Genomic DNA, 23,879 nt, shown 5'->3' on the forward strand with positions numbered 1-23,879 from the left:
CGTCAAGGTGCTGGACGGCCCGTTCGCCAGCTTCAACGGCGTGGTCGAGGAACTGGATTTCGAAAAGAACCGGGTCAAGGTGTCGGTGTCGATCTTCGGTCGCGCCACCCCGGTCGAACTGGATTTCGAGCAGGTCGAACTGTCGAAATGAGGATTTCGGGCTGAACGGCCCGGAACACAGGCGGGAGGAGGCCCTAAGGCCTCCGCATGGACCGCTAAACTTGAACCGGACGCGCCCTTACCCGGCGTGTCCAGCAACAGAGTGAGTGACAATGGCCAAGAAGATTACGGGCTATATCAAGCTCCAGGTGCCCGCTGGAGCCGCCAACCCCTCGCCGCCGATCGGCCCTGCTTTGGGTCAGCGCGGCGTCAACATCATGGAATTCTGCAAGGCGTTCAACGCGTCGACGGAAAAGATGGAAAAGGGCACCCCGCTGCCGACCATCATCACCGTCTATGCGGACCGTTCGTTCACCTTCGTGACGAAGATGCCGCCTGCCACCTACCTCATCAAGAAGGCTGCGAACCTCAAGTCCGGTTCGAAGGAACCCGGCAAGGTTTCGGGCGGCAAGATCAGCCGCTCGCAGTTGGCCGAGATCGCGCAGACCAAGATGCCCGACCTCAATGCCAACGACATCGACGCGGCGACGAAGATCATCGAAGGCTCCGCTCGCGCGATGGGCCTCGAAGTGGTGGAGGGTTAAGACCATGGCAAAGCTGACCAAGAAGGCGAAGGCCCTGGCGACCGCGATCGACCGCGAGAAGCTGCACGGCGTCGATGAGGCCCTGGGTCTCGTCAAGACCCACGCGACCGCCAAGTTCGACGAAAGCGTCGAGATCGCGATCAACCTGGGCGTCGACCCCCGCCATGCCGACCAGATGGTCCGTGGCGTCGTGACCCTGCCCGCAGGCACCGGCAAGGACGTGCGCGTTGCCGTGTTCGCCCGCGGCGACAAGGCCGAAGCGGCCAAGGCCGCAGGCGCCGACATCGTGGGTGCCGAAGACCTGCTCGATTCGATCCAGGCCGGCAACATCGACTTCCAGCGCGTGATCGCCACTCCCGACATGATGGGTCTGGTCGGTCGTCTGGGTAAGGTGCTGGGCCCCAAGGGCCTGATGCCGAACCCGAAGCTGGGCACCGTCACCCCGAACGTCGCCGAAGCGGTCAAGGCTGCCAAGGGCGGCCAGATCGAATTCCGCGTCGAAAAAGCCGGCATCATCCACGCGGGCCTGGGCAAGACCAGCTTCGCACCGGAAGACCTGCGCAAGAATTTCGATGCATTCGTCGACGCTATCGTCAAGGCGAAGCCGTCGGGTTCGAAGGGCAAATATGTCCGCAAGATCGCCCTGTCGTCTTCGATGGGTCCGGGCGTGAAGGTCGACGTGGCGGAAGTCGCTTCGGTCTGACCCGCTGACATAAAAGTCGAAGGGGCCGCTTTCCCTCCTTGCGGGGGAAGGCGGCCTTCTTATTTTTCTCTTTACCGCCGTTTCCGTTCCGGAAACGGTGTCGAGCCACCGGCTCGCAAGAAGGGGGACACCCCTCACTGGCACAAGCCAGTCCCCCTCCCTTCACGGGAGGATTTGGAACCGGAGGAGTGACCTCCCTCCGGGCTTTCGCCAACGGCGAAAAGCATGAACGGTCTTTACGTATCCGTCGGGAATGGCGGGTCGCTTTTACCGATGGAATACAAGAACATGGCTTTTGATAATCTCCCCTCCCTCCTGTCCCAGGCACTGACCGCCAAGGGGTATGAGGCGCTGACCCCCGTCCAGTCCGAAGTCACGCAGGAAGAAGCGCACGGACGCGACCTGCTGGTGTCGGCACAGACCGGATCGGGCAAGACCGTCGCCTTCGGCCTTGCCATGGCGACCGAACTGCTGGGCAGCAGCGACAGCCTGCCCCCGCCGCGCCAGCCGCTGGCGCTGGTGATCGCGCCGACGCGCGAGCTGGCATTGCAGGTCAGCCGCGAGCTGGAATGGCTCTACGGGGCGGCGCGCGCCCGGATCGCCACCTGCGTGGGCGGCATGGACGCCGCCAAGGAACGCCGCAACCTGAACCACGGCACGCACATCGTCGTCGGCACGCCGGGACGCCTGCGCGACCATCTGGAGCGCGGCGCGCTCGACCTGTCGGCGATCCGCACCGTCGTGCTCGACGAAGCGGACGAGATGCTCGACATGGGCTTCCGCGAGGATCTGGAAGGCATTCTCGACAGCGCGCCCGACGGTCGTCGCACGCTGCTCTTCTCCGCAACGATGCCCAAGCCCATCGTAGCGCTCGCCAAGCGTTATCAGAAGGATGCGCTGCGTATCTCCACGATGAGCGAGGAGCGCGGCCATGGCGACATCAGCTATCAGGCGGTGACGGTCGCGCCGTCCGACATCGAAAATGCGGTGGTGAACCTGCTGCGTTATCACGAAGCGGAAACGGCGATGCTGTTCTGCGCGACCCGCGACAATGTACGGCACCTGCACGCCAGCCTGACCGAGCGCGGCTTCGCCGTCGTCGCGCTGTCGGGCGAGCATAGCCAGAACGAGCGCAACCAGGCGCTTCAGGCGCTGCGCGACAAGCGGGCGCGGGTGTGCGTGGCGACCGACGTGGCGGCACGCGGCATCGACCTGCCCTCGCTCAGCCTCGTCGTCCATGTCGAACTGCCCCGCGACGCCGAAACCATGCAGCACCGGTCGGGCCGCACCGGGCGTGCGGGCAAGAAGGGGACGGCGGTGCTGATCGTCCCCTACCCCCGTCGCCGCCGCGTGGAATCGATGCTGCGCGGCGCGAAGATCCCGGTCGAATGGGGCACCCCGCCCAGCAAGGAAGCGATCCTCGAACAGGATAATGCCCGCCTGCGCGCCTCCCTGATGGAACGGGCGGAGCTGGACGAGGCGGACTGGGCGCTGGGTGCGGAACTGCTGGCGGACAAGAGCCCCAAGGAAATCGCGGCGATGCTGGTGCGCAGCGCCCGCGCCGCGCTGCCCGCGCCAGAGGAATTGCTGGACCGCAGCGAAGCGCCCGTGCGCAGCGAAGGACCGCGTCCGGGGTTCGAGGACACGCAATGGTTCCGCATGGACATCGGTCGCAACCAGAATGCCGATCCGCGCTGGATCCTGCCGTTGATCTGCCGCCGGGGCCATGTGTCGCGACAGGATATCGGAGCGATCCGCATCACCGCGAGCGAGACGATGTTCGAAATCCCCAAGGCGATCGCCAGCCGCTTCATCGCGGCGGTCAAGCGCACGGGCCAGGCGAGCGACGAGGGCGCGGACGTGGCGTTCGAAGCCGTGGACGGCGCGCCGCGCGAGCAGGCGCGCGAAAACCGGCGCCAGGGCGGGCGGCCCAACGATCGCGGCCCGCGCCCCGGTGGCTATGCCCCCCGCCCCTTCAAGGGCGGCGGCGGGCGCAAGGGGCCGCCCCGCGGCCGCTGATCTGACCTTTCAGACAGGCTAGGAGCGAAAGGGCCGCTCGTTCATTCCGATGGGATGAGCGATGGCCCTTTTCTCGTTCCGGTGCTGGGCGACCAGCTAAGCCACGATCTTGCATCGCTGCGCGCGGTGGACAGGGACGGTGCGGTCGTCCTGATGATGGAGGTCGCCGACGAGACGACCTATGTGAAGCATCACAAGGCCAAGATCGCCTTCATCCTGTCGGCCATGCGCCATCATGCCGAGGCGCTGCGCAAGGACGGGTGGACGGTCGATTATGTGGTGCTGGACGATCGCGCCAACAGCGGCTCCTTCACCGGCGAGGTGGCGCGGGCCGTGGAGCGGCATCGGCCCCGTGCCATTCACGTCACCGAGGCGGGCGAATGGCGCGTGCGCGCGATGCTGGACAGTTGGACCGACCGCTTCGATTGTCCCGTGACCATCCATGAGGACGACCGTTTCCTGTGCTCCCATGCCGAATTCGACAGCTGGGCGGCGGCCCGCAAGCAGATGCGCATGGAGTTTTTCTATCGCGACATGCGGCGCAGGACCGGACTGCTGCTGGACGCGAATGGGCAGCCGGAGGGCGGACAGTGGAACTACGACGCGGAAAATCGCAAGCCCGCGCCGGGCCGCGACCTGTTGATGCCGCAGCCGATCCGTTTTCGCCCCGATGCCGTGACGAAGGCGGTGATCGACATGGTCGCGGAGCGTTTTGCCGATCATATCGGCCGCCTCGACCTCTTCCACTTTGCCGTGACGCGGGAGGAAGCGCTGCGTCAGCAGAAGCGCTTCCTCGATGAGGCGCTGCCGCGCTTCGGCGATTATCAGGACGCGATGCTGACCGGTGAGCCGTTCCTGTGGCATTCCATCCTGTCGCCTTACATCAACGCCGGGCTGCTCGACCCGCTGGCGCTGTGTCGCGCGGTGGAGGAGCGCTATCGCGCGGGCAAGGTGCCGCTCAACTGCGCGGAAGGCTTCATCCGGCAGATCATCGGCTGGCGCGAATTCGTACGCGGGGTCTATTGGCACGAAGGGCCCGATTACGGCGCGCGCAATGCGCTGGGTGCGAAACGCGACCTGCCGGGCTTTTACTGGACGGGCGAAACCGACATGCATTGCATGGCGGAGGCGATCGGACAGACCATCGACCATGCCTACGCCCATCATATCCAGCGACTGATGATCACCGGCAATTTCGCCCTGATCGCCGGAATCGATCCGCATCAGGTCCATGTGTGGTATCTGGAAGTCTATGCCGATGCCTATGAGTGGGTCGAAATGCCCAATGTCGTGGGCATGAGCCAGTTCGCCGACGGCGGCCTGCTGGGGTCCAAACCCTATGCGGCGGGCGGCGCTTATATCAACCGGATGTCGGATTATTGCCGAGGGTGCCGTTATGACGTGAAGAAGCGGGTGGGCGAGGACGCATGCCCGTTCAATGCGCTCTATTGGGACTTCATCGCCCGCAACGCCCGGACGCTGGCGCGCAACCCGCGTATGGCGATGCCCTATCGCAACTGGGATCGGATGAAGGAGGAAGACCGGGTCGCCACGCGGGAGCAGGCAGCCCGGTTCCTCGACGCCCTGCGTTAGATCGCGCCGCAGAGCGTCAGCATCCGCGCCGCCAGTTCGCGCTCGCCCATGACGATGTAGGGGACGCCGAGCGATTCCAGATGCGCCACCTCCGCGTCGCTGTGGGCGCGGGCGATGACGGTGAGCGTGGGGTTAAGATGCCGGGCATGTTCGTGGATCGCCCCGCCCTCGAACCCTTCGGGCACGGCGATCAGCATGTTGCGCGCTTCGCCGATGTTGGCCGCGCGCAGATGCCGGTCCTCCATCGCGTTGCCGCGCACCACGACATGGCCCGCTTCACCCGCTTCTTCCGCCTTTTCCTTGTCATCCTCCATGACGACGAAGTGGACGCCCTTTTCGGCGAGGCGGGCGGCGATGAGCTTGCCGACGCGACCGTAGCCCACAAGGATCGTGTGGCCCATATTCTGCGCCACCTGCCGATCGGCGGCGGAGGGCTCGTCCTCATCCTTGCGGTGATCGCGCACGATCATCGAGAAGAGAATGGGGTTGAGGAAAATCGACACCATCGCGCCCGCCAGGATCAAATCGCGCGCATCGGCGGGCAGGACGCCAAGGCCGGTGCCCAGCGACGCCAGGATGAAGGAGAATTCGCCGATCTGCGCCAGGCTGGCGGCGATGGTGAGCGCCGTGACATTGGGATGGCCGAACGCGCGCACGATGCCCCAGGCCGCGATCGACTTGCCGATGACGATGATGAGGACGGTGGCGAGCAGCGGCAGCGGATGCTCCACCACGATGGACGGGTTGAAGAGCATCCCGACCGACACGAAGAAGAGCACGGCGAACGCATCGCGCAGCGGCAGCGTTTCTTCCGTCGCGCGGCGACTGAGCGGAGTTTCGCCAAGGATCATGCCTGCGAAAAAAGCGCCGAGCGCGAACGACACGTCGAACACATAGGCCGCCCCGAACGCTACACCGAGCGCGATGGCGAGGACCGCAAGACGGAACAGCTCGCGCGATCCGGTGTGGACGACCCAGTGCAGCGCCCAGGGGATGATGCGGCGGCCCACCACCATCATCACCGCCACGAACCCGGCGACCTTGAGCAACGTCGCGATCAGCGGCGCGAGCAGGGCGGATGCCCCTGCCCCGTCCGCATTGTTCATGACGGCGGCGAGCGCGGGCAGCAGGACGAGCGCAAGGACCATCACCAGATCCTCGACGATGAGCCAGCCCACGGCGATCCGTCCCCTCCGCGTGTCGACAAGGTCCGCTCCCTGCAAGGCGCGCAGCAGCACCACCGTGCTCGCGACCGAGAGCGCGAGGCCGAAGACGAGGCCGCCCATCATCGGCCAGCCCATGAGGTGAGCCAGCCCCATGCCCATCAACGTCGCCACAGCGATCTGGACCAGGGCCCCTGGAACCGCGATCTTGCGAACCGACAGCAAGTCCTTGAAAGAGAAATGCAGCCCCACCCCGAACATCAGCAGGATGACGCCGATTTCAGCCAATTCGTTGGCAAGCCCTGCGTCGGCGACGAAGCCGGGGGTGAAAGGGCCGACGAGAATGCCGGCGATGAGATAGCCGACCAGCGGCGACAGCTTCAGCCGATGGGCGATGGACCCCATGACGAAGGCGACGACGAGGCCCGCGACGATCGTTCCAATGAGGGGAGTATGATGGGGCATGGTGAAATCTGTTTCTCTTCGGATCGACCGGACGCGCATCGCTGCGCGCCCGGCCCATGTTCAATTCACTCCACGACGCTCGTCAGGGTCATGGACAGGATAGCGGCTGCGGCGGCGAGGCCGGTCATGACTGCGGGCATGAACCACCAGGGCGGACGACGCCGGGGGCGTTCGTCCAACGGATCATCGTCAAGGGGCATCGTGTCCCTCCTTTGAACCGACGGAAGCCCGCCGGTAGGCGAGCGGTTCCCGAATCGTCAGGCGGCAGGCGGCGGGGCGCGGGATCGGCCGACGCGCATCCGTGCGACAGCGATGTGGACAGGTGCGCGGCATATGCGGGCAATCATCGGCGCAGCCGCGCGACCGGCGAAAACGAGCGCGGGGAGCAGGAGGATGGCGGCGGGGGGCGCAACTTTCCTGTCCGGCAAACGATCCGCCATCGCGACGGCGCGCGACTGAGGGCGCGTCCTGAGCGCCACGTCGCTGGTCGCGGGATTGAAAGCGGAACCGCGCGTCCGGCTCAATGGCGGCCCGAGCGGGGCGAGAGCGGACAGCAAAGTGACGGCGATCAGCATCCAGAGCGCAACGAAAATCGCGGTGCGGTGGCCTGCCCCGCTTTCCTTCCGCCGGTCTGCATCGCTATGCTGCATCGTCACTCCCATATCGCCTGTTTAGGCAGATAAGAGGCCGGTCCCGACAAAACCAGCCCGCAAAACCCCGCCGCATCGGTTGACAGGTCCGTATCATTCCACTAACGGGCCACATTCCCGCGCGGGTCGAGAGGATTTGCTCCTCGATGATCTGCGTAAAGCAGATTTGAACGAGAAGAGACAAGCCATGTTCGCTATCGTGCGCACGGGCGGCAAGCAGTATCGCGTAGCCGCCGGAGACAAGATCGTCGTTGAAAAGCTGGCTGGCGAAGCCGGCGACAAGGTCACGCTGGGCGATGTCCTGCTGGCCGGTGAGAATGGCGACCTCAAGGACGTGTCGAAGCTGACCGTCGCTGCCGAAATCGTCGCGCAGGCGAAGGGCGAGAAGGTCATCGTCTTCAAGAAGCGCCGTCGCCACAATTATCGCCGCAAGAACGGCCACCGCCAGAACCACACGATCCTCAAGATCGTGTCGATCGGCGCCTGAGCCGCCGCCGCGCAAAAGAATCAAGGAGTTTAGGTCATGGCACATAAGAAAGCTGGCGGTTCGTCGCGTAACGGTCGCGATTCGGAGTCGAAGCGCCTTGGCGTGAAGAAGTTCGGCGGTCAGGACGTGATCGGCGGCAACATCATCATCCGCCAGCGCGGTACCCGCGTATATCCGGGCCGCAATGTGGGCATGGGCAAGGACCATACCCTCTTCGCGCTCGACGAGGGCAAGGTGGTGTTTCACACCGGCAAGCTCGGCCGCAAATATGTGTCGGTCGACGCGGTAGCCGAAGCCGCCGAATAACGGACGACTGATGACGGGTCGTCCTTCGCAAGGGGCGATCCTCACGGCATTCGGATAGCTGGTCCGGGGCCGGTGTCCGAGGGAACAAGGGGCGCTCCTCCCATGAGGGGCGCCCCTGTTCGCGTTGGGCGAAACATCCCCCTCTAAAATCCCTCAAGCCTTTGGAACAAAGCGGCTTTTCGCGCGTCGTGCCGGCAAAGCCGACTGCCAGAGGCAGCGTCGTCAAGCCGTCATGAAGTGCGGTTAACGGCGCAGCCAAGAGGAGAGACGAGAATGTTCGCCCGCACCCCGCGCCTGTTGCTGCGTCCCGGCTGGATGGAAGACGCCCCGGCGCTGGTCCAAGCCATCGACGATCCCGCCATCGCGCGAAACGTCACTCGTGTGCCCAGCCCGTACACGATGGCAGACGCGCAGCGGTTCCTGTCGCTGCCGCACGACAGCCGCCTGCCGTGCCTGCTGGCCTTTACCCGCACCCGTGGCGCGCCACGGCTGGTGGGCGGATGCAGCGTCCATCTGGACAAGGACGGTCGTCCCGAACTGGGTTACTGGATTGCGCGGGCCTATTGGGGCCTGGGCTTCGCGACGGAAGCCGGTCGCGCGGTGCTGGGCATGGCGCGAGCGACCGGCGTGACCGGCATCCGGGCGTGCCACTTCATCGACAATCCCGCATCGGGCAAAGTGCTGCGCAAGCTGGGCTTCGCCCCCAGTGGCGAGGTGGAGCAGCGTTTCAGCCTGGGCCGGGGCACGATGGTCGAGTGCCTCGTCTTCGAGGAGGGCGAAGGCGACCAGATGAACGACGATCCGGCCATGGAAGTCTATGGCGACGCCATGCTGGTAGCGGCCTGAACCCTTCCGCCCCCGCTTAGTCCAGAGTGCGGGGGCGGTCGAACACCCGTGTGGGCTTGCCTCCATAGAGCGTGTCGACAAGGGCCGAGAAGCCGAGCTTTTCGGCGACCCTGATCGAAGGAATATTGTCCGGCTCGACAATGCAGCGGATTGAGGGTGCATGGGCATGGACGTCCGCCCACTCCAGCACGGCGGACATCGCTTCGGTCGCGATGCCCCTGCCCCAGGCCTGAGGTCCCATTACCCAACCCGCCTCGGGCACGCCCGCCAGTTCAGGCAGACCGCGTTCGGCGCTGAGCAACCCCGCTTCGCCCAGGAACGCGCCGCTCTCCCGATCCTCGATCGCCCACATGCCGTAGCCCAGCAGCGCCCACATCCCTGCATAGCGCAGCAGACGGAACCAGACCGCCTGCGCATCCTGCGGAGTGCCGCCGATGAACCGCACGACATCCGCGTCGGCCCAAAGGCGGCGGCAGGCGGCATAGTCCTCCACGCGATGGGGGCGCAAAATCAGGCGCGGCGTGTCCAGGACAGGGGCGTTCGACATGGGAAGGGATAAGAGCCCTCCGCCCTCGTCGGGTCAAGCCGTTGCGGGAAGAGCGCCCTTCTCGCGCGCATCGGCATAGGGCGAATCGGCAAGCGCGATGAGCGCGCGGTCGTCGACCTGCCACGGGTGAAAGCCGGGCCGGAAATAGCCGAGCCAGGGAATAACCACCCGACGCAAGAGGCCGGGCCGCACCAGCGCGTAGCGCAGCAGCCCGCCCCACGCACGCACTCCGGTGATTCCGTCCTGTCGCAACAACTCCATCATTCCCCGCGCGCGGTGATGAAGAAAATGGCGCGTGACGATCACCATCATCGACGACTGCATCCACCAGCGCTTGAGGGGTCGCCAGTCGCGGGTGGCATGGCGCCATGTGTCATAGGCCACGCCCTTATGCTCGATCTCCTCAATGGCATGCCAGCGCCAGAGCCCGGCAAGGTCCGGGTCTGCGCCGTCGAGATAGCGTGGGTCGCGCAGCAGTTCGTGCGCCAGGATGGCGGTGAAATGCTCCAGCGCCATGGTGGCGGCAAGCCGGACGATCGGCGGGCGGCTGGTGGCGAGGTCGAGCACCATGGTCACATCCGCGTCGAGAAGGGCGACGTCGTATCCTTGATCCGTCACCTGTCGGTTGAAGGCGAGATGTTCGCGGCTGTGAATGACCTCCTGCCGGATGAAGGCAGCGATCTCCCTCCCCAGCCGTTCAGGCGCGCCGTCGCGGAACGCGCGCACCGAATCGATGAAGAAGGCTTCGCCGCGCGGAAAGGTGATCGACAAGGCGTTGAAGAAAGCCGTGGCGATAGGGTCGCCGTTCAGCCAATGTCGCCGCGCCTTGCGCGCCCGTCCGAAGCGTCGGTCGCGCGGGGTTATGGTGAGGTCGGCGGGTGTCACGGGACTTTCCTCCTTCGCTTACTGACATTGTTGTAAATAAGAGTTACTGACACTCATGTCAATAAAACGCGCACGCCTCAGCCCGGATGAAAGTCGGCTCGCCGCTGTGGAGGCGGCGCGCGCGCTGCTGATCGAGGCGGGGCCGCAGGCGGTGACGCTCAAGGCCGTGGCAGCGCGGATCGGGCGCACGCACGCGAACCTGCTCCACCATTTCGGATCGGCAGCGGGGTTGCAAAAAGCGCTGGCCGCACATCTGGCCGACGTCATCACCGCCAGCATCGGGGACGCTGTGGACGCCGCGCGCCGTGGCAAGGTCAGCCCGCGCACCATCGTCGACATGACGTTCGACGCGTTCGACGCGCAGGGCGCGGGGGCGCTGGCAAGCTGGATGCTATCGTCGGGGAACGAAGACGCGCTGGACCCGGTGGTGGACGCGATCCACCGCCTGGTGAACAAGCTGGCGGCCAGCGCGCTCAGTCCCGACATGGGCGACATCATCCGCGAAAATACGCTGATGCTGGTGCTGTTGGCGCTGGGCGATTCGCAGCTGGGCGGCCCCATGGCCTCCGCCATCGGCCTGCCGCGCGAAAAGGCGCGGGAAATCGCGACACGCAGCCTGACTTCGGCGCTGCTGGTGGAAGCGGCGACCTATGCGGAGAAGGCCAAGGTTTAACTTTGGGCCATATGGCGTTATGGGCCGCCCATGCATTTCCTCGATCAAGCGAAAATCTACATCAAATCCGGCTGGGGCGGCCCCGGCGCGGTCAGCTTCCGGCGTGAGAAGTACGTCGAATATGGCGGCCCGGACGGCGGCAACGGCGGCAAGGGCGGCGACATCATCTTCGAAGCGGTGGCCGGTCTCAACACGCTGATCGATTTTCGCTACACCCAGCATTTCAAGGCGCAGCGTGGGCAGCCCGGCATGGGCAAGAATCGCTATGGCGCAGGCGGCGAGGACCTTGTCATCAAGGTGCCCGTGGGAACGCAGATCCTGTCCGACCCCACCCCCATAGACGGGACGGAGGACGCCGAAGACGGTACGATGGAATATGAGCAGGACCTGCTCGCCGACTTTACGGAAGTGGGCCAGCGGCTGGTGCTGCTGCGCGGCGGTGACGGGGGGCGCGGCAACCTGTCGTACAAGACCAGCACCAACCGCGCTCCGCGCCAGCACGGCACCGGGTGGCCGGGGCAGGAAATGTGGGTGTGGCTGCGCCTCAAGCTGCTCGCCGACGTGGGCCTGGTGGGAATGCCCAATGCGGGCAAGTCCACATTCATCAACCAGGTCACGAACACCAAGGCGAAGGTGGGCGCCTATGCCTTTACCACAACCAAGCCGCAATTGGGCGTCGTGCTGCACCGCGACCGCGAGTTCGTGCTGGCCGACATCCCCGGCCTGATCGAAGGCGCGGCGGACGGCGCGGGGATCGGCGACCGTTTCCTGGGCCATATCGAGCGGTGCCGCGTTCTTCTGCACCTTATCGACGCGACCGGCGACGATCCGGTCGAACAGTTCCGGATCGTGACCGACGAACTGGCGGCCTATGGCGGCGGGCTGGAAGATAAGCCGCAGCTTGTCGTGCTGAACAAGGGCGACCTGCTGGGGCAGGAGTTGATGGAGGACATCGCCGCCCAGCTGCGCGAAGAGGCAGGGGTCGAAAAACTGTTCATCATCTCCGGCGCGACCGGCGAGGGCGTGGGCGCGCTGCTGGACGCGGTGCTGCCGTTGCTCGACCGGGGCGACGAGGACGAGGAAGAAGCAGAAGACGACGGGGGCGAAGCGACATGGTCGCCGATCTGACGGCGGGCAACCTTCACGGATTTCCCCCTGCCCTCGTCCGCCGGATCGTCATCAAGATCGGGTCGGCCCTGCTGGTCGATGCAGACGGACAGGTGCGCACGGACTGGCTGCGCACGTTGGTGGGCGATGTGGCGCTGCGGCGCGCGTCGGGGCAGCAGGTCATCATCGTGTCGTCGGGCGCGATTGCATTGGGCGCACGGCGGCTGAAGCTGCCCAAGGGCGGGCGCGGCAGCCTGGAGGATGCGCAGGCAGCGGCGGCCACGGGACAGATCGCGCTGTCGCAATGCTGGGCGAGCCTGCTGCATGAGCGCGGCCTTACCGCCGCGCAGATGCTGGTGACGCTGGACGATCTGGAGAACCGGCGACGCTACCTCAATGCGTCGGCGACGCTGGAACGGCTGCTGGCGCTGGGCGTCGTGCCGGTCGTGAACGAGAATGACAGCGTGGCGACGGCGGAAATCCGGTTCGGCGACAATGACAGGCTGGCGGCGCGTATCGGACAGGCAGCACGGGCCGACGCGGTTGCGCTGCTTTCGGACGTCGACGGGCTTTACACCGCCAATCCGCACGCCGATGCGAGCGCGATGCTGATCGAGACGATAGAGACCATAGACGAATCCATCATGGCCATGGCGGACGGGGGATCGGCGTCGGGCATGGGATCGGGCGGCATGGTGTCCAAGATTCAGGCAGCCAAGATCGCCACCGGCGCTGGCGCGCATCTGGCGATCCTGTCGGGCAAGGTCGACGCGCCGCTGTCGCACTGGGCCGAGGGCGGCAGGGGATCGATCTTCCTTGCGGCGCGGGGCAAGGGCGCGCGCAAAGGGTGGCTTGCCGGGCGGCTGACGACGCTGGGGCGCGTGGTGGTGGATGCTGGCGCCGAAGCCGCGCTGGGGCGCGGCAACAGCCTGCTGCCCGCCGGAGTGGCGCGCGTCGACGGCCTGTTCGAACGCGGCGACGTGGTCGACATCGTGGCGTTGGACGGGCGAGTGATCGCCCGTGGCCTGATCGAATATGACAGTGCGGCGGCCGCCAAGATCGCGGGCCGCCGCAGCGAGGAAATCGCCGCGCTGCTGGGCGAAATGCCCCGGTCGGTCCTCGTCCATCGCGACCATATGGCGATGGTCTGACCCCATGGGTTTCCGCATTGCGATGACAGGCGCGACGGGTTTCGTCGGGACCGAACTGTTGGAACAGGCACTTGCCGAAGGGCTGCGCGTCAGTGCTCTGACCCGCAAGGCGCAGCCGCCGCGCGCGCGGCTCAAATGGGTGCCGGGATCGCTGGAGGATGCCGCCGCGCTCGACACGCTGGTGCGCGACGCCGATGCCGTGATCCACGTCGCGGGCGTCGTCAACGCGCCCGACCGCGAAGGTTTCGAGGCGGGGAATGCACGCGGCACCGTCGCCGTGATCGACGCCATGCGGCGACGGGGCATTCGGCGGCTGGTGCACATATCCTCGCTCGCGGCGCGGGAGCCCGGACTGTCCGATTATGGCTGGTCCAAGGACCTGGCCGAAAAATATGTGAAAGCGAGCGGGCTGGACTGGAGCATCGTGCGCCCCCCCGCCATCTACGGTCCCAACGACCGCGAAATGCTGGAGCTGTTCCGCATGGCCAGGCGGGGGATCATGATGCTGCCACCGGGCGGGCGGCTGTCGGTCATCCATGTCGGCGATCTGGCCCGCCTGCTGCTGGCTTTGGCGCGGGAGACCGAAGCGAGCCTGACGCGCACCTATGAGGTGGACGACGGCGTGGCGGGCGGATGGGACCATAAGGATTTCGGCACCGCGATCGGGCGAGCCGTGGGGCGTGAGGTCAAGGCGGTGGCGACGCCGCAATGGCTGCTGTCCGCCGCCGCACGGGCGGACCGGATGGTGCGCGGCAGGCATGCGAAGCTGACGCCCGACCGGGTCAGTTATTTCTGCCATCCCGACTGGGTGGTTGGTCAGCGCCAGCAGCCGCCCAAGCATTTGTGGGTGCCGCAGGTGCCGACCGCTGAGGGCCTTAAGGCGACGGCTGCGGCCTATCGGGACAAGGGTTGGCTGTAACGAGGAAGGGCGGGACTTTTGCCGTCGCGTCGCCCGAGCGATGAGCCGGATCGCCCGGCTGCGCTTCGCGGCGACCATGCTTTCGGTGCGGCGGCATGCCTTCCGGAAGCGGTTTGAGAAATGCCCCTTACGCAGCGGCACGGGACGTTCGTCGCCTCGGGCGAGCCCTCAGTTTTCGGTCGGCGCAGGCTTTTTCGCGCGCTGCTCGGCCAGGAATTCGCTGATCGCCTGGCCGCTGGCGTTGAGCAGTGGGTAGGTGCGCGCGTCGCTCAGCCAGTCGGGCCGGCGCGCCGCGCTGCCGTAGAAAGTGTCGTAGACGAGGCTGAAGGCCAGGAACACCAGCGTCGCGCCGATCAGGCCCTTCACCGCGCCGAAGCCAGCGCCCAGCACGCGATCGACCGGCCCCAGCACCGACTGGCGCGTGCGGCGACCGATGGCGTGGGCGATGAGCTTGCCGATGCCGAAGGTGACGCCGAAGACGAGGACCAGCGCCAGCACCGCCGCCCCGCTGGTCGATCCGACGAACGGGGTCAGCAGTTCAGCGGCGGACGAATGGAAGAGGCGGATCGCAAAGATGGCCAGCACCCAGGCGATGAGCGAAAGGGTTTCGAGCACGAACCCGCGCATCAGGCCGAGTATCGCGCAACCGCCGATGGCGACGAGGACGAGGATGTCGATGGCGTTCATCGCCCGCGTCGCTATCCCCTACCCAGCATCTGGTCAACCAGTTGGGCAAGGGTGCGAAATCCGCTGACCCCGATACCCCGCACCCCGTCGACCGCCGAAGCGGGGATGAAGGCCCGGTTGAAGCCCAGCTTGGCCGCTTCGCGCAACCGCAGCGGCGCATGGGCGACAGGGCGGATCTCGCTCGACAGCGCGACTTCGCCGAACAGCACGATATCGGCAGGCACAGGGCGTTCCGACAGAGCGGAGATGAGCGCTGCGGCAACGGCAAGATCGGCGGCGGGATCGTTGAGGCGATAGCCGCCCGCAACGTTCAGATAGACTTCGGCGGTCGAAAAGCTGAGCCCGCAGCGCGCCTCCAGCACCGCCAGCACCATCGCGAGCCGCCCGCTGTCCCAGCCCACCACCGCGCGGCGGGGCGTCGCGCCGCTGGACAGCCGCACGACCAGCGCCTGGATTTCGACGAGCACGGGCCGCGTCCCCTCCAGCGCCGGGAAGACGGTCGCCCCGGTCACCGTTTCGTCACGATGGGTGAGGAACAGGGCGGAAGGGTTGGCAACTTCCTCCAGCCCTTCGGCCACCATGGCGAATACGCCGATTTCATCGGTGCCGCCGAACCGGTTCTTGATCGCGCGCAGGATGCGGTATTGGTGGCTGCGCTCTCCTTCGAACGCCAGCACCGTGTCGACCATATGTTCCAGCACACGGGGGCCCGCGATGCTGCCGTCCTTGGTCACATGGCCGACCATGATGAGCGCCGTGCCGCGCTGCTTGGCGAATTTGATTAATTCCTGCGCGGAGGCGCGCACCTGGCTGACGGTCCCCGGCGCACCTTCGATGAGGTCGCTGTGCATCGTCTGGATCGAATCGATCACCAACAGGGCGGGCGGCGCGCCCTCCCCCAGCGTCGTCAGAATGTCGCGGACGGAGGTGGCACTGGCAAGTTGCACCGGCGCGTTGCCAAGGCCGAGGCGCTGCGCGCGCAGGCGAACCTGATCGGCGGCTTCCTCCCCGCTGATATAGGCGACGGACAGCCCGCGCGCGGCGATTCGCGCCGCCGCCTGAAGCAGCAGGGTCGATTTGCCGATGCCCGGATCGCCACCGATGAGAGTCGCGGAGCCGCTGACGATCCCGCCGCCCAGCGCGCGGTCGAACTCGGCGATGCCGGTGGAGGTGCGCGGCGGCAGTTCGACCTGGCTGTCTAGCCCCACCAGAGCGATCGCGCGCCCGCCCCCTTGAAGGTCGTGGCGTGCGGAGAATACGGTTTCGGCGACCTCCTCGACGATGCTGTTCCATTCGCCGCAATCGTCGCACTGGCCCTGCCACCGGTTGGTGACGGTGCCGCATTGCTGACAGACGAACTTGCGCTTTGCCTTTGCCATGGCTCCGCTATGCCGATCCTGCGCGAACATTGCAAGAACATCGCTTCGCACTCTGGAAACATCGGGGTGGCTGACGCATTGATCGGACATGAAAATGATCCGCGTCGCGAGCTATAATATCCGCAAGGCCATAGGAACGGACCGGCGACGCGTCCCCGAACGGGTGATCGAGGTGCTGAACGAAGTCGACGCCGACATCGTCGCGCTTCAGGAAGCGGACCGCCGTTTCGGCGTCCGGTCCGCTGCCATTCCTCCGCAACTGCTCGAAAAAATCAGCAACTACAAGCCTGTCCCGCTCAACGTTCAGGTCGATTCGATGGGCTGGCACGGCAATGCATTGCTGGTCCGCAAGGATGCGGAGATCGGTGCGCACGACGTGCTGCACCTGCCGTATCTGGAACCACGTGGCGCCACCATGGCGGAAGTAGCGGTAAAGGGCGCGGCGTTGCGCGTGTTCGGCATGCATCTCGACCTGTCGGGACTGTGGCGGCGCAAGCAGGCCGCCGCCGTCATTCACGCCGCCAGCCAGCGGGAGGCGATGCCCACGGTGCTGATGGGCGACCTGAACGAGTGGAGCGCGGATCGCGGCTGCCTCGCCGATTTTGCGCGCCATTACAGCTTTGCGCCGTGCGGGCGCAGCTTTCATGCGCGCCGCCCCGTCGCGCGGCTCGACCGCATCATGCATTGCGAGCGGGTGACGCTCAAGGGCTGCGGGGTCCACGAAAGCGCGGCGGCGCGCAAAGCATCCGACCATCTGCCGATCTGGGCGGACCTTTCGCTTGGGTAACGAACGCTCGACAAGTCGCGTGCCCTCTGCGACGTTCCACCCATGAAGGAGAGGGAATTGCGGCTGGCGCTGGTCTGCTACGGCGGGATCAGCCTGGCGGTTTACATGCATGGCATCACCAAGGAGGTGTGGCGGCTGGCACGGGCGAGCCGGGCGTTCCACGACCACGCGCCGCCCGGCACCGGCAGCGAAGCGGTCTATCGCCGCATACTGGAGGCGATCGAGCAGGCGAGCGGCATCCGACTGCGCATCATGCCCGACATCATCGCCGGCGCGAGCGCGGGCGGCATCAACGGCATATTCCTGGCGCAGGCAATCGAAACGGGGCAGTCGCTGGAGCCGTTGACCGACCTGTGGCTGGACAATGCCGATGTCGACCGGCTGCTCGATCCCGATGCGCGGCCCGCGCGTGCGCTCACCAAATTCTGGGCGACGCCGCTGGTGTGGATGGCGGCGCGGCGACCCGGCGACGCGGTCGAACGGACGGTCGCGCCCGACACACGCGAGGAAGTGCGGATGAAGCTGTCCCGCTTCATCCGGTCGCGCTGGTTCGAGCCGCCCTTTGGCGGGGACGTGTTCACCGATATGCTGATCGACGCATTCGACGCCATGGCTGCGAGCGAACCGGGCCCCACGCTGCTGCCCGAAGGCCATCCGCTCGACCTGTTCGTGACGGTCACCGATTTCGAGGGGCATCCGCAAAGCCTGAACCTCAACAGCCCGCCGCAAGTCATTGAAACCGAGCATCGTCTGTCCATCGGCTTCCGCGCGCGGGGGCGCCATGCGCGCGCCTTTGCCGATCCCGTCGAACTGTCCTTCGCCGCGCGCGCGACGGCGAGTTTTCCGGGGGCCTTCCCGCCCTTCACCGTGCGGGAGATGGACCGGGTGCTCAAGCGCCGCCATCGCAACTGGGCCACACGCGACGCCTTTCTGGCCCGTGCCCTGCCACGCCACGCGGCGCGCGGCACGGCGGAGGACGCGGTGCTGATCGACGGTTCGGTTCTGGCCAACGCGCCTTTTGCCCAGGCCATCGGCGCGCTGCGCAATCGGCCCTCGCGGCGGGAAGTGGACCGCCGCTTCGTCTATATCGATCCCAAGCCCGGCCACCGCTCGATCCGCCTCAACCGCGAGGGCGAGCAGGAGGATGCGCCACAGGGCGACGCCGCGCCGCTCCCCGGATTTTTTCGCACCATCTTCGGCGCGCTCTCAGACATTCCGCGCGAGCAGCCCATCCGCGACAATCTGGAGGCGATCGATGGCCATTCGGCGCGGATCCGAAGGATGCGCCGCATCCTCGACGCCCTGCGTCCGGGCATCGATGCCGAGGTCGAGGGGGCGGTCGGACGGATGCTTTTCCTCGACCGGCCCACCCCCGCGCGTCTGTCCCACTGGCGGGCCAAGGCACAGCAGCGGGCGGCCAGCGCGGCGGGCTTTGCCTATCCGGCCTATGGTCATCTCAAATTGTCGGGCATCGTCGAATCGCTGAGCGACCTTCTGTTTCGGCTGTCCGGCGAGGACAGCGCGATGATGCGCGAAGTCTATCGGCGGGCGGTGTGGTCGCTGGTCCGTGCGCGCGGTGCCGATCAACTGGGCGAGGACAATGGATCGGCGAGCGGCCCGGTGGATTTCTTTCGCGCCCACGATCTTGCCTTCCGCATCCGCCGCCTGCGCCATTTGGCCCGGCGGCTGGCCGAAACGCTGGAGCTGGATACGGAGACTGACGATCCGGCGGTGCAGGGAATGCATGACGCCATCTATGGCGCGCTGGCTCTCTACGCCGAATGCGAGGATGCCGATTTCCACGGCGAGGCGGTCGTGGCGGCGGCGAAGGCCGTGCCGACGGACGCGGGCGCGGCACTGGATGCCGTCGAAAAAGCACGCGGGCTGAAGACGCGGGACGATGAGGCCGACCGGCTGCTGGCCGACGCCTTCGCCGCGCTGCCCAAGGCCGGGCGGCGCACGATGCTGCTCGCCTATCTCGGCTTCCCCTTCACCGATATCGCCACGCTACCGTTGCACCAGGGTGACACTCTCGACGAATATGATCCGGTCAAGGTCGACCGGATTTCGCCGGAGGATTGCTCCGCCATTCGAACAGGCGGCGCGAGTGCGACGTTGAAAGGCATAGAATTCAATAATTTCGGTGCGTTCTTTAGCAGGGCCTATCGCGAAAACGACTATCTGTGGGGCCGCCTTCACGGCGTCGAACGGCTGCTGGACATCGTGAATAGTGCGACACCTGTGGCAACCCGTCTTTCCGCCGGGCAACTGGCCGACTATAGGCGAGCCGCGTTTCTGGCGATCCTGGACGAGGAAGAGTCGCGGTTGTCCCATGTGGGCGACCTCATCGCCAGCTTGCGGGAGGAAATCGGGTGAGCGGGCGTAAGGTGCTGGTTCCGGTGATGCTGATGCTGGCGACGGTCGGCTGTAGCGACGCGTCCGAACCCGCTGCGCAAGCCAACGGCGCATCCCCACGGCCCCCCGTCGCGGTGGCTCAAGCGTCATCCCAGGTGCTGCCCCAACCCGCTCCGCAGCGCCGCCCCGCGCCCAAAGTGACGGTGCGCGCCCAGCCCGCGCCACGCAATCCGCTCGACTTGCCGCCATCGGACGACGACGGGTCGGTCGAACCCTTCCCGCGCGAAGTCACCACATTCATGGTGGACCGCGACGGATGCGATCATTTCCGGGGCGAGCAGCCCCATGACGCCGAACGCCGCGCCTATATTGCGGAAAATGTCGCCGAACTGTGCACCGGCACCGACGCCAGACTCGCCATGTTGCGGCGACGCTATGCCGCCGACCCGGCGGTGACGGCGGCGCTCAGGAGCTACGAGGACCGGATCGAGGCACCGGCGACCTACTGACGCATCAAGCGATGGCGTCGATCGCCTTCGCCAAGTCCACGTCCCGCTGCGACAGTCCGCCCGCGTCATGGGTGGTGAGCACGATGTCCACGCGATTATAGACGTTCGACCATTCGGGATGATGGTCCGCCTTTTCCGCCATGATGGCCACGCGTGTCATGAAGCCGAAGGCGGCGGCGAAATCGACGAAGGTGAAGCGGCGCGTCATGCCGTCCGGGTCCGACACCGCCGTCCATTGCGGCAGGTCCGCCAGCGCCAGCGCCCGTGCCTCGTCACTCAACTTCTCGATCATTCGACCCTATCCCGGCTGTATTGTTTGGCTTATGTGCCAGCCATGGCATCCCACGGTCAACCGCCCCTTCTCCCGCCCACGCCGCAACAGATCGAGACGCTGGCGCTGGAGGCGCTGTCCCGCCTGCCTGCGCCCTTCAGCGAGCATCTGGCCCATGTCGTCCTGTTCGTCGAGGAATTCGCGGATGAGGATGTGTTGAAGGACATGGAGATCGACGATCCGTTCGGCCTCACCGGCCTGTATACCGGTCGTCCGGTCGGGCAGGAAGCGCAGACCGGGGACGCTCCACCTACAGTGCATCTCTATCGTCGCCCGCTGCTGGACGAATGGGTGGAAACGGGCGTGCCGCTCGATGCGCTCATCACCCATGTCGTCGTGCATGAGATCGGCCATCATTTCGGCCTGTCGGACATCGACATGCATGTGTTGGAGGATATGGTCGCGCCATGAGCGGCGCGGCCCTGCGCCTGCGCGACGTTGCCTGCCTGCGCGGCGAGCGGCTGCTGTTCCGGGGCGTTTCGCTGGACATAGGGCCGGGCGGCGCTGCGCTGCTGACCGGACCCAACGGCATCGGCAAGTCCAGCCTGCTGCGCCTGTGCGCGGGATTGCTGCGCCCCTATGCCGGGTCGGTGGAATGCGAGGGGGCCATGGCGATGAGCGACGAGCGGCTGGCTCTGGACCAGGACGCATCGCTGGAACGCGCGCTGGGCTTCTGGGCGGGGCTGGACGGCGCACCGCCCGAATCGGTAGGCGCCGCGCTCGACGCCATGGCGCTTTCCCCCTTAAGGCAAGTTCCGGTGCGGATGCTGTCCACCGGGCAACGCAAGCGCGCGATGCTGGCGCGCGTCATTGCGAGCGGCGCGCCCATCTGGTTGCTGGACGAGCCGGGAAACGGACTGGACGACGGGTCGCTCAGTCGGCTGGGGGACGCGATTGGGGCGCATCTGGAACGGGGCGGCATCCTGCTTGCCGCGTCGCATCAGCCGCTCCCCCTCCCCGCCGCCATGACGATCGAACTCAGCGACTATGTCCCGCAGGTTGCGGGATGAATTTGCTTTGCCGCCTCATCGCGCGCGACCTGCGGCAGGCGTGGGCGTCGGCGGGGCTGTGGCTGCCCGTCGCGTTCCTTCTGCTCGTCGCCAGCCTCTACCCCTTTGCGGTCGGCCCGGATGCCGCCGTGCTCGCCCGGACGGGCGGCGGCATGATCTGGATCGCTGCGTTGCTCGCGTGCCTGCTGCCGGTCGACCGGCTGATCGCCCCGGACCGCGATGCGGGCATCCTCGACCAGATCGCTCTGCGCGGGATCGGGGAAGAGATGCTGGTGGCGGCAAGGCTGATCGCGCACTGGCTGAGCTTCGGGCCGCCGCTGATGCTGGCGACTTTGCCTGCCGCCGCGCTGCTGAAGCTGGACGGTGCGACGATTCTCAAGCTGGAGACCGGGCTGCTGCTGGGCACGCCCGCACTGGCGGCGCTGGGGCTGTTGGTCGCGACGCTGACGGCGGGGCTGCGATCGAGCGGAGCGCTCGCCGGGTTGCTGGCGTTGCCGCTGGCAGTGCCGCTGCTGATCTTCGGGGCGGGGTCGCTGGGCGACGGCAGCGGCGCGGCGCTCAAGTTTCTGGGCGCGGCATCGTTGCTGTTGGTCGCGATCACGCCCTTCGCCGGCGGAGCCGCGATCCGCGCCGGGCGCGAATAACCGTCAAGCCTCGCTCAGTTCCACCCAGGTGGGAGCGTGATCGCTCGCCTTTTCCCTGCCGCGAAACTCCTTGTCTACCTGCGCGTCGATCAGGCGGTCGGCAGCGGCGGGGCTGAGCAACAGATGATCGATGCGAAACCCCGCGTCACGCGGCCAGGCGTTCATTTGATAATCCCAGAAGGTCCACACGCCACCGGCAGGATGGCGCGACAGAATAGCGTCGGTCCAGCCATCGCCCAGCAGACGACGATAGGCAGCGCGGCTTTCCGGCTGCATCAGCGCATCGTCGGCCATCGCCTTCACCGAATAGGTGTCCACGTCTCGCGGGATGACATTATAGTCGCCCGCCAGCACCGCAGGCACTTCTTCCGCCCAGATTTCGGCGGCACGTGTGCGCAATCGCTTCATCCAGCGCAGCTTATAGTCGAATTTGGGACCGGGCTGCGGATTGCCGTTGGGAAGGTAGATCGACGCGATGCGAACCCCCTTCACGTCCGCTTCGAGATAGCGGCTATGTTCGTCCTCCGCCTCCCCCTCCAGCCCGCGCCGGACTTCCACCGGCGTTTCCCCGCGCGCGAGGATGGCGACGCCGTTGAAACCCTTTTGCCCGTGCCAGATCGCACCATAGCCCGCCGCTTCGATATCCTTCGCCGGAAAGGTGTCGTCGCTGGTCTTGATTTCCTGAAGGCAAGCGACATCGGGACGCGTTTCATCGAGCCATTCCAACAGGCGCGGCAAGCGTGCCTTGATACCGTTGATGTTGAAGGTGGCGATGCGCATCGGTTATCGGTTCACACCGAAAAGCTGGTGCCGCAACCGCATCCGGCGGTGGCGTTGGGGTTGGTGACCTTGAACGCCTGTCCGCCGAGGTCCGACACGAAATCGACCGCCGCGCCGCGCACCAGGTCGATGCTGACATCGTCCACCACCAGCGTCACGCCGTCACGCTCAACACTGAGGTCAGCCGGCTCAACGGCCTCGGCCAGGCCGAAGCGATACTGGAAGCCCGAACAGCCGCCCCCCTCCACCGAAAGTCGAAGGATCGCGGGCTTGCCCTGCTTGGAGGCAATCGCCGCGACGCGCGCGGCGGCTGAGGGGGTCAGATCGATGTCGGCCATGATGGACACCAGATAGGGATAAGCAAAAGGCCCGGCAAGCGTTGCTGCCGGGCCTTTGCGAAACTCTCGGAAAAAGGATCGATCAGTCGATCGCCTTTTCTTCCGCCTTTGTAGGGCCGCCCATGGCGACCGGAGGCTTGGTGTTCACGGCCATCAGATAGTCGGAGCCGGTGACGAAGGGGATGGGGTTGATCGCAGCGCCGTCAAGACGGACTTCGTAATGAAGATGACTGCCGGTCGAACGACCGGTCGAACCCATGAGGCCGATGATCTGGCCGCGCTTCACATAGCTGTTTTCGGCGACCAGCAGCTTGGACATGTGGCCATAGCGCGTTTCCATGCCGCTGCCGTGCGAGATCTGGACGAGGTTGCCGTAGCCGCTGGCCCAGCCCGAGCGACTGACGATTCCGTCGGCAGTGGCGTGGATCGGCGTACCGACCGGACCCGGAATGTCGACGCCCTTATGCATCCGCGCATGCCCGTTGAACGGGTCTGTCCGAACGCCGAAGTTGGAGGTGAGCGAAAGCTTGTCTACCGGGCGGCCCGAGGGGATGTAGGCGGCGGTTTTGACATTGCCGTCCATACGCTGGAGGCTGGCGAAGAGATTGGAAAAGCCGACATCGGCCGGACCGAGGGCGCTCATGTTGATTTCGGATGCGTCGCCGTAGGGATCGTCGCTTTCCGAGGCCTGGGCCGGGGCCATCGCACAAAGCGTTCCGACGATGCCCAGACCGGTTACAGCCTTGATAACCATATTGGCAGATCGGAACCGAAGCGACCCACGTACATTATTCGAATGAAGAACCGACATGCAGACCCCGACTTATGTCACCGGAGGTTG

General features: G+C 66.1%; 28 protein-coding genes and 1 pseudogene. 18 read left to right on the top strand and 11 right to left on the bottom strand.

Annotated features, from left to right (window positions below):
* The 5 genes and pseudogenes from DI606_RS11675 to DI606_RS11695 form a co-directional block, all read left to right on the top strand.
* A pseudogene (locus DI606_RS11675) lies at positions 1–151 on the top strand (transcription termination/antitermination protein NusG); the annotation flags it as partial.
* 121 nt (positions 152–272) lie between these two features.
* Positions 273–704 (top strand): 50S ribosomal protein L11, encoded by a 432-nt coding sequence (gene rplK, locus DI606_RS11680; protein WP_293983057.1) that lies wholly within the window; start codon positions 273–275, stop codon positions 702–704.
* Between the two features lie 4 nt (positions 705–708).
* Complete coding sequence (gene rplA, locus DI606_RS11685; RefSeq protein WP_293983060.1) at positions 709–1,407, top strand: 50S ribosomal protein L1; 699 nt, start codon at positions 709–711, stop codon at positions 1,405–1,407.
* A gap of 288 nt (positions 1,408–1,695) precedes the next feature.
* The gene (locus tag DI606_RS11690) at positions 1,696–3,426 is read left to right on the top strand and encodes a DEAD/DEAH box helicase (RefSeq protein WP_293983062.1); all 1,731 of its coding nucleotides are present in this window, start codon (positions 1,696–1,698) and stop codon (positions 3,424–3,426) included.
* Positions 3,427–3,480: 54 nt separating this feature from the next.
* Positions 3,481–5,019: a cryptochrome/photolyase family protein gene (locus DI606_RS11695; protein ID WP_293983065.1), complete on the top strand. Its 1,539-nt coding sequence runs from the start codon at positions 3,481–3,483 to the stop codon at positions 5,017–5,019.
* Here DI606_RS11695 and ybaL read toward each other — a convergent pair.
* The 3 genes from ybaL to DI606_RS11710 form a co-directional block, all read right to left on the bottom strand.
* Complete coding sequence (gene ybaL / locus DI606_RS11700) at positions 5,016–6,647, bottom strand: YbaL family putative K(+) efflux transporter (RefSeq protein ID WP_293983067.1); 1,632 nt, start codon at positions 6,645–6,647, stop codon at positions 5,016–5,018. The two genes, DI606_RS11695 and ybaL, sit on opposite strands and share 4 nt — an antisense overlap.
* Positions 6,648–6,712: 65 nt before the next feature.
* On the bottom strand, positions 6,713–6,847 hold the full coding sequence (locus tag DI606_RS11705) for a hypothetical protein (protein WP_293983069.1): 135 nt from the start codon (positions 6,845–6,847) through the stop codon (positions 6,713–6,715).
* 57 nt (positions 6,848–6,904) lie between these two features.
* Positions 6,905–7,297: a hypothetical protein gene (locus DI606_RS11710; protein WP_293983155.1), complete on the bottom strand. Its 393-nt coding sequence runs from the start codon at positions 7,295–7,297 to the stop codon at positions 6,905–6,907.
* 187 nt (positions 7,298–7,484) lie between these two features.
* Here DI606_RS11710 and rplU point away from each other — a divergent pair, with 187 nt between their 5' ends.
* The 3 genes from rplU to DI606_RS11725 all read left to right on the top strand — a co-directional run bounded on the left by rplU (position 7,485) and on the right by DI606_RS11725 (position 8,936).
* Positions 7,485–7,784 (top strand): 50S ribosomal protein L21, encoded by a 300-nt coding sequence (rplU, locus tag DI606_RS11715; RefSeq protein WP_293983072.1) that lies wholly within the window; start codon positions 7,485–7,487, stop codon positions 7,782–7,784.
* A gap of 36 nt (positions 7,785–7,820) precedes the next feature.
* Entirely contained in the window at positions 7,821–8,090 is a 270-nt protein-coding gene (gene rpmA / locus DI606_RS11720; RefSeq protein ID WP_066701429.1) for a 50S ribosomal protein L27, read from the top strand.
* 273 nt (positions 8,091–8,363) lie between these two features.
* On the top strand, positions 8,364–8,936 hold the full coding sequence (locus DI606_RS11725) for a GNAT family N-acetyltransferase (protein ID WP_293983077.1): 573 nt from the start codon (positions 8,364–8,366) through the stop codon (positions 8,934–8,936).
* Positions 8,937–8,952: 16 nt separating this feature from the next.
* On the opposite strand, the gene DI606_RS11730 is transcribed toward DI606_RS11725, so the two are convergent.
* Both DI606_RS11730 and DI606_RS11735 read right to left on the bottom strand, forming a co-directional pair.
* Complete coding sequence (locus DI606_RS11730) at positions 8,953–9,483, bottom strand: GNAT family N-acetyltransferase (RefSeq protein WP_293983080.1); 531 nt, start codon at positions 9,481–9,483, stop codon at positions 8,953–8,955.
* A 33-nt stretch (positions 9,484–9,516) separates the two neighbouring features.
* Positions 9,517–10,368 carry a metal-dependent hydrolase gene (locus tag DI606_RS11735; RefSeq protein ID WP_293983083.1) on the bottom strand — a complete coding sequence of 284 codons (852 nt, stop codon included), beginning with the start codon at positions 10,366–10,368 and terminating at the stop codon, positions 9,517–9,519.
* Positions 10,369–10,423: 55 nt separating this feature from the next.
* On the opposite strand from DI606_RS11735, the gene DI606_RS11740 reads away from it, so the two are divergent.
* From DI606_RS11740 to DI606_RS11755, 4 genes are read left to right on the top strand one after another with little or no spacing between them, the layout of a single operon-like run.
* On the top strand, positions 10,424–11,041 hold the full coding sequence (locus DI606_RS11740; RefSeq protein ID WP_293983087.1) for a TetR/AcrR family transcriptional regulator: 618 nt from the start codon (positions 10,424–10,426) through the stop codon (positions 11,039–11,041).
* A 30-nt stretch (positions 11,042–11,071) separates the two neighbouring features.
* The gene (obgE, locus tag DI606_RS11745) at positions 11,072–12,169 is read left to right on the top strand and encodes a GTPase ObgE (protein WP_293983090.1); all 1,098 of its coding nucleotides are present in this window, start codon (positions 11,072–11,074) and stop codon (positions 12,167–12,169) included.
* Positions 12,154–13,299: a glutamate 5-kinase gene (gene proB, locus DI606_RS11750; protein ID WP_293983093.1), complete on the top strand. Its 1,146-nt coding sequence runs from the start codon at positions 12,154–12,156 to the stop codon at positions 13,297–13,299. Before obgE ends, proB begins: the two co-directional genes overlap by 16 nt.
* A gap of 4 nt (positions 13,300–13,303) precedes the next feature.
* Positions 13,304–14,218 carry an NAD(P)-dependent oxidoreductase gene (locus DI606_RS11755; protein ID WP_293983096.1) on the top strand — a complete coding sequence of 305 codons (915 nt, stop codon included), beginning with the start codon at positions 13,304–13,306 and terminating at the stop codon, positions 14,216–14,218.
* A 168-nt stretch (positions 14,219–14,386) separates the two neighbouring features.
* Here DI606_RS11755 and DI606_RS11760 read toward each other — a convergent pair whose 3' ends face one another.
* On the bottom strand, positions 14,387–14,905 hold the full coding sequence (locus DI606_RS11760) for a CvpA family protein (protein WP_293983099.1): 519 nt from the start codon (positions 14,903–14,905) through the stop codon (positions 14,387–14,389).
* 11 nt (positions 14,906–14,916) lie between these two features.
* Complete coding sequence (radA, locus tag DI606_RS11765; protein ID WP_293983158.1) at positions 14,917–16,284, bottom strand: DNA repair protein RadA; 1,368 nt, start codon at positions 16,282–16,284, stop codon at positions 14,917–14,919.
* 88 nt (positions 16,285–16,372) lie between these two features.
* Here radA and DI606_RS11770 point away from each other — a divergent pair, with 88 nt between their 5' ends.
* From DI606_RS11770 to DI606_RS11780, 3 genes are read left to right on the top strand one after another with little or no spacing between them, the layout of a single operon-like run.
* On the top strand, positions 16,373–17,071 hold the full coding sequence (locus DI606_RS11770; RefSeq protein WP_293983102.1) for an endonuclease/exonuclease/phosphatase family protein: 699 nt from the start codon (positions 16,373–16,375) through the stop codon (positions 17,069–17,071).
* Positions 17,072–17,113: 42 nt separating this feature from the next.
* Positions 17,114–19,447, top strand: coding sequence for a patatin-like protein (locus tag DI606_RS11775; RefSeq protein ID WP_293983105.1), 2,334 nt, complete (start codon positions 17,114–17,116; stop codon positions 19,445–19,447).
* Positions 19,444–19,935 (top strand): hypothetical protein, encoded by a 492-nt coding sequence (locus DI606_RS11780; RefSeq protein WP_293983107.1) that lies wholly within the window; start codon positions 19,444–19,446, stop codon positions 19,933–19,935. Before DI606_RS11775 ends, DI606_RS11780 begins: the two co-directional genes overlap by 4 nt.
* 4 nt (positions 19,936–19,939) lie before the next feature.
* On the opposite strand, the gene DI606_RS11785 is transcribed toward DI606_RS11780, so the two are convergent.
* Complete coding sequence (locus tag DI606_RS11785) at positions 19,940–20,227, bottom strand: 4a-hydroxytetrahydrobiopterin dehydratase (protein WP_293983110.1); 288 nt, start codon at positions 20,225–20,227, stop codon at positions 19,940–19,942.
* Positions 20,228–20,269: 42 nt separating this feature from the next.
* On the opposite strand from DI606_RS11785, the gene DI606_RS11790 reads away from it, so the two are divergent.
* Genes DI606_RS11790 through DI606_RS11800 form a run of 3 tightly spaced genes read left to right on the top strand, consistent with a single transcriptional unit; the run spans position 20,270 to position 21,920 of the window.
* Positions 20,270–20,677, top strand: coding sequence for a metallopeptidase family protein (locus tag DI606_RS11790; RefSeq protein WP_293983113.1), 408 nt, complete (start codon positions 20,270–20,272; stop codon positions 20,675–20,677).
* Complete coding sequence (gene ccmA, locus DI606_RS11795) at positions 20,674–21,276, top strand: heme ABC exporter ATP-binding protein CcmA (protein WP_293983116.1); 603 nt, start codon at positions 20,674–20,676, stop codon at positions 21,274–21,276. Before DI606_RS11790 ends, ccmA begins: the two co-directional genes overlap by 4 nt.
* On the top strand, positions 21,273–21,920 hold the full coding sequence (locus tag DI606_RS11800) for a heme exporter protein CcmB (RefSeq protein ID WP_293983119.1): 648 nt from the start codon (positions 21,273–21,275) through the stop codon (positions 21,918–21,920). The genes ccmA and DI606_RS11800 overlap by 4 nt, the downstream gene beginning before the upstream one ends.
* A gap of 3 nt (positions 21,921–21,923) precedes the next feature.
* Here the strand turns inward: DI606_RS11800 and xth are convergent, their stop codons facing one another.
* The 3 genes from xth to DI606_RS11815 form a co-directional block, all read right to left on the bottom strand.
* Complete coding sequence (gene xth / locus DI606_RS11805) at positions 21,924–22,700, bottom strand: exodeoxyribonuclease III (protein ID WP_293983122.1); 777 nt, start codon at positions 22,698–22,700, stop codon at positions 21,924–21,926.
* Between the two features lie 11 nt (positions 22,701–22,711).
* Entirely contained in the window at positions 22,712–23,038 is a 327-nt protein-coding gene (locus DI606_RS11810) for an iron-sulfur cluster assembly accessory protein (protein ID WP_293983125.1), read from the bottom strand.
* An 82-nt stretch (positions 23,039–23,120) separates the two neighbouring features.
* Positions 23,121–23,792 carry a M23 family metallopeptidase gene (locus DI606_RS11815; RefSeq protein ID WP_293983128.1) on the bottom strand — a complete coding sequence of 224 codons (672 nt, stop codon included), beginning with the start codon at positions 23,790–23,792 and terminating at the stop codon, positions 23,121–23,123.
* Between the last annotated feature and the right edge of the window lie 87 nt (positions 23,793–23,879).

This window comes from Sphingobium sp. (assembly GCF_003248505.1).
GTDB lineage: Bacteria > Pseudomonadota > Alphaproteobacteria > Sphingomonadales > Sphingomonadaceae > Sphingobium.

What these genes read in the sequence shown, in the direction of transcription:
- rplK (WP_293983057.1), top strand. Translation starts at nt 273, where the DNA reads ATGGCCAAGAAGATTACGGGCTATATCAAGCTCCAGGTGCCCGCTGGA.
- rplA (WP_293983060.1), top strand. Translation starts at nt 709, where the DNA reads ATGGCAAAGCTGACCAAGAAGGCGAAGGCCCTGGCGACCGCGATCGAC.
- DI606_RS11690 (WP_293983062.1), top strand. Translation starts at nt 1,696, where the DNA reads ATGGCTTTTGATAATCTCCCCTCCCTCCTGTCCCAGGCACTGACCGCC.
- DI606_RS11695 (WP_293983065.1), top strand. Translation starts at nt 3,481, where the DNA reads ATGAGCGATGGCCCTTTTCTCGTTCCGGTGCTGGGCGACCAGCTAAGC.
- ybaL (WP_293983067.1), bottom strand. Translation starts at nt 6,647, where the DNA reads ATGCCCCATCATACTCCCCTCATTGGAACGATCGTCGCGGGCCTCGTC.
- DI606_RS11705 (WP_293983069.1), bottom strand. Translation starts at nt 6,847, where the DNA reads ATGCCCCTTGACGATGATCCGTTGGACGAACGCCCCCGGCGTCGTCCG.
- DI606_RS11710 (WP_293983155.1), bottom strand. Translation starts at nt 7,297, where the DNA reads ATGCAGCATAGCGATGCAGACCGGCGGAAGGAAAGCGGGGCAGGCCAC.
- rplU (WP_293983072.1), top strand. Translation starts at nt 7,485, where the DNA reads ATGTTCGCTATCGTGCGCACGGGCGGCAAGCAGTATCGCGTAGCCGCC.
- rpmA (WP_066701429.1), top strand. Translation starts at nt 7,821, where the DNA reads ATGGCACATAAGAAAGCTGGCGGTTCGTCGCGTAACGGTCGCGATTCG.
- DI606_RS11725 (WP_293983077.1), top strand. Translation starts at nt 8,364, where the DNA reads ATGTTCGCCCGCACCCCGCGCCTGTTGCTGCGTCCCGGCTGGATGGAA.
- DI606_RS11730 (WP_293983080.1), bottom strand. Translation starts at nt 9,483, where the DNA reads ATGTCGAACGCCCCTGTCCTGGACACGCCGCGCCTGATTTTGCGCCCC.
- DI606_RS11740 (WP_293983087.1), top strand. Translation starts at nt 10,424, where the DNA reads ATGTCAATAAAACGCGCACGCCTCAGCCCGGATGAAAGTCGGCTCGCC.
- obgE (WP_293983090.1), top strand. Translation starts at nt 11,072, where the DNA reads ATGCATTTCCTCGATCAAGCGAAAATCTACATCAAATCCGGCTGGGGC.
- proB (WP_293983093.1), top strand. Translation starts at nt 12,154, where the DNA reads ATGGTCGCCGATCTGACGGCGGGCAACCTTCACGGATTTCCCCCTGCC.
- DI606_RS11755 (WP_293983096.1), top strand. Translation starts at nt 13,304, where the DNA reads ATGGGTTTCCGCATTGCGATGACAGGCGCGACGGGTTTCGTCGGGACC.
- DI606_RS11760 (WP_293983099.1), bottom strand. Translation starts at nt 14,905, where the DNA reads ATGAACGCCATCGACATCCTCGTCCTCGTCGCCATCGGCGGTTGCGCG.
- radA (WP_293983158.1), bottom strand. Translation starts at nt 16,284, where the DNA reads ATGGCAAAGGCAAAGCGCAAGTTCGTCTGTCAGCAATGCGGCACCGTC.
- DI606_RS11770 (WP_293983102.1), top strand. Translation starts at nt 16,373, where the DNA reads ATGAAAATGATCCGCGTCGCGAGCTATAATATCCGCAAGGCCATAGGA.
- DI606_RS11775 (WP_293983105.1), top strand. Translation starts at nt 17,114, where the DNA reads ATGAAGGAGAGGGAATTGCGGCTGGCGCTGGTCTGCTACGGCGGGATC.
- DI606_RS11785 (WP_293983110.1), bottom strand. Translation starts at nt 20,227, where the DNA reads ATGATCGAGAAGTTGAGTGACGAGGCACGGGCGCTGGCGCTGGCGGAC.
- DI606_RS11790 (WP_293983113.1), top strand. Translation starts at nt 20,270, where the DNA reads ATGGCATCCCACGGTCAACCGCCCCTTCTCCCGCCCACGCCGCAACAG.
- ccmA (WP_293983116.1), top strand. Translation starts at nt 20,674, where the DNA reads ATGAGCGGCGCGGCCCTGCGCCTGCGCGACGTTGCCTGCCTGCGCGGC.
- DI606_RS11800 (WP_293983119.1), top strand. Translation starts at nt 21,273, where the DNA reads ATGAATTTGCTTTGCCGCCTCATCGCGCGCGACCTGCGGCAGGCGTGG.
- xth (WP_293983122.1), bottom strand. Translation starts at nt 22,700, where the DNA reads ATGCGCATCGCCACCTTCAACATCAACGGTATCAAGGCACGCTTGCCG.
- DI606_RS11810 (WP_293983125.1), bottom strand. Translation starts at nt 23,038, where the DNA reads ATGGCCGACATCGATCTGACCCCCTCAGCCGCCGCGCGCGTCGCGGCG.
- DI606_RS11815 (WP_293983128.1), bottom strand. Translation starts at nt 23,792, where the DNA reads ATGGTTATCAAGGCTGTAACCGGTCTGGGCATCGTCGGAACGCTTTGT.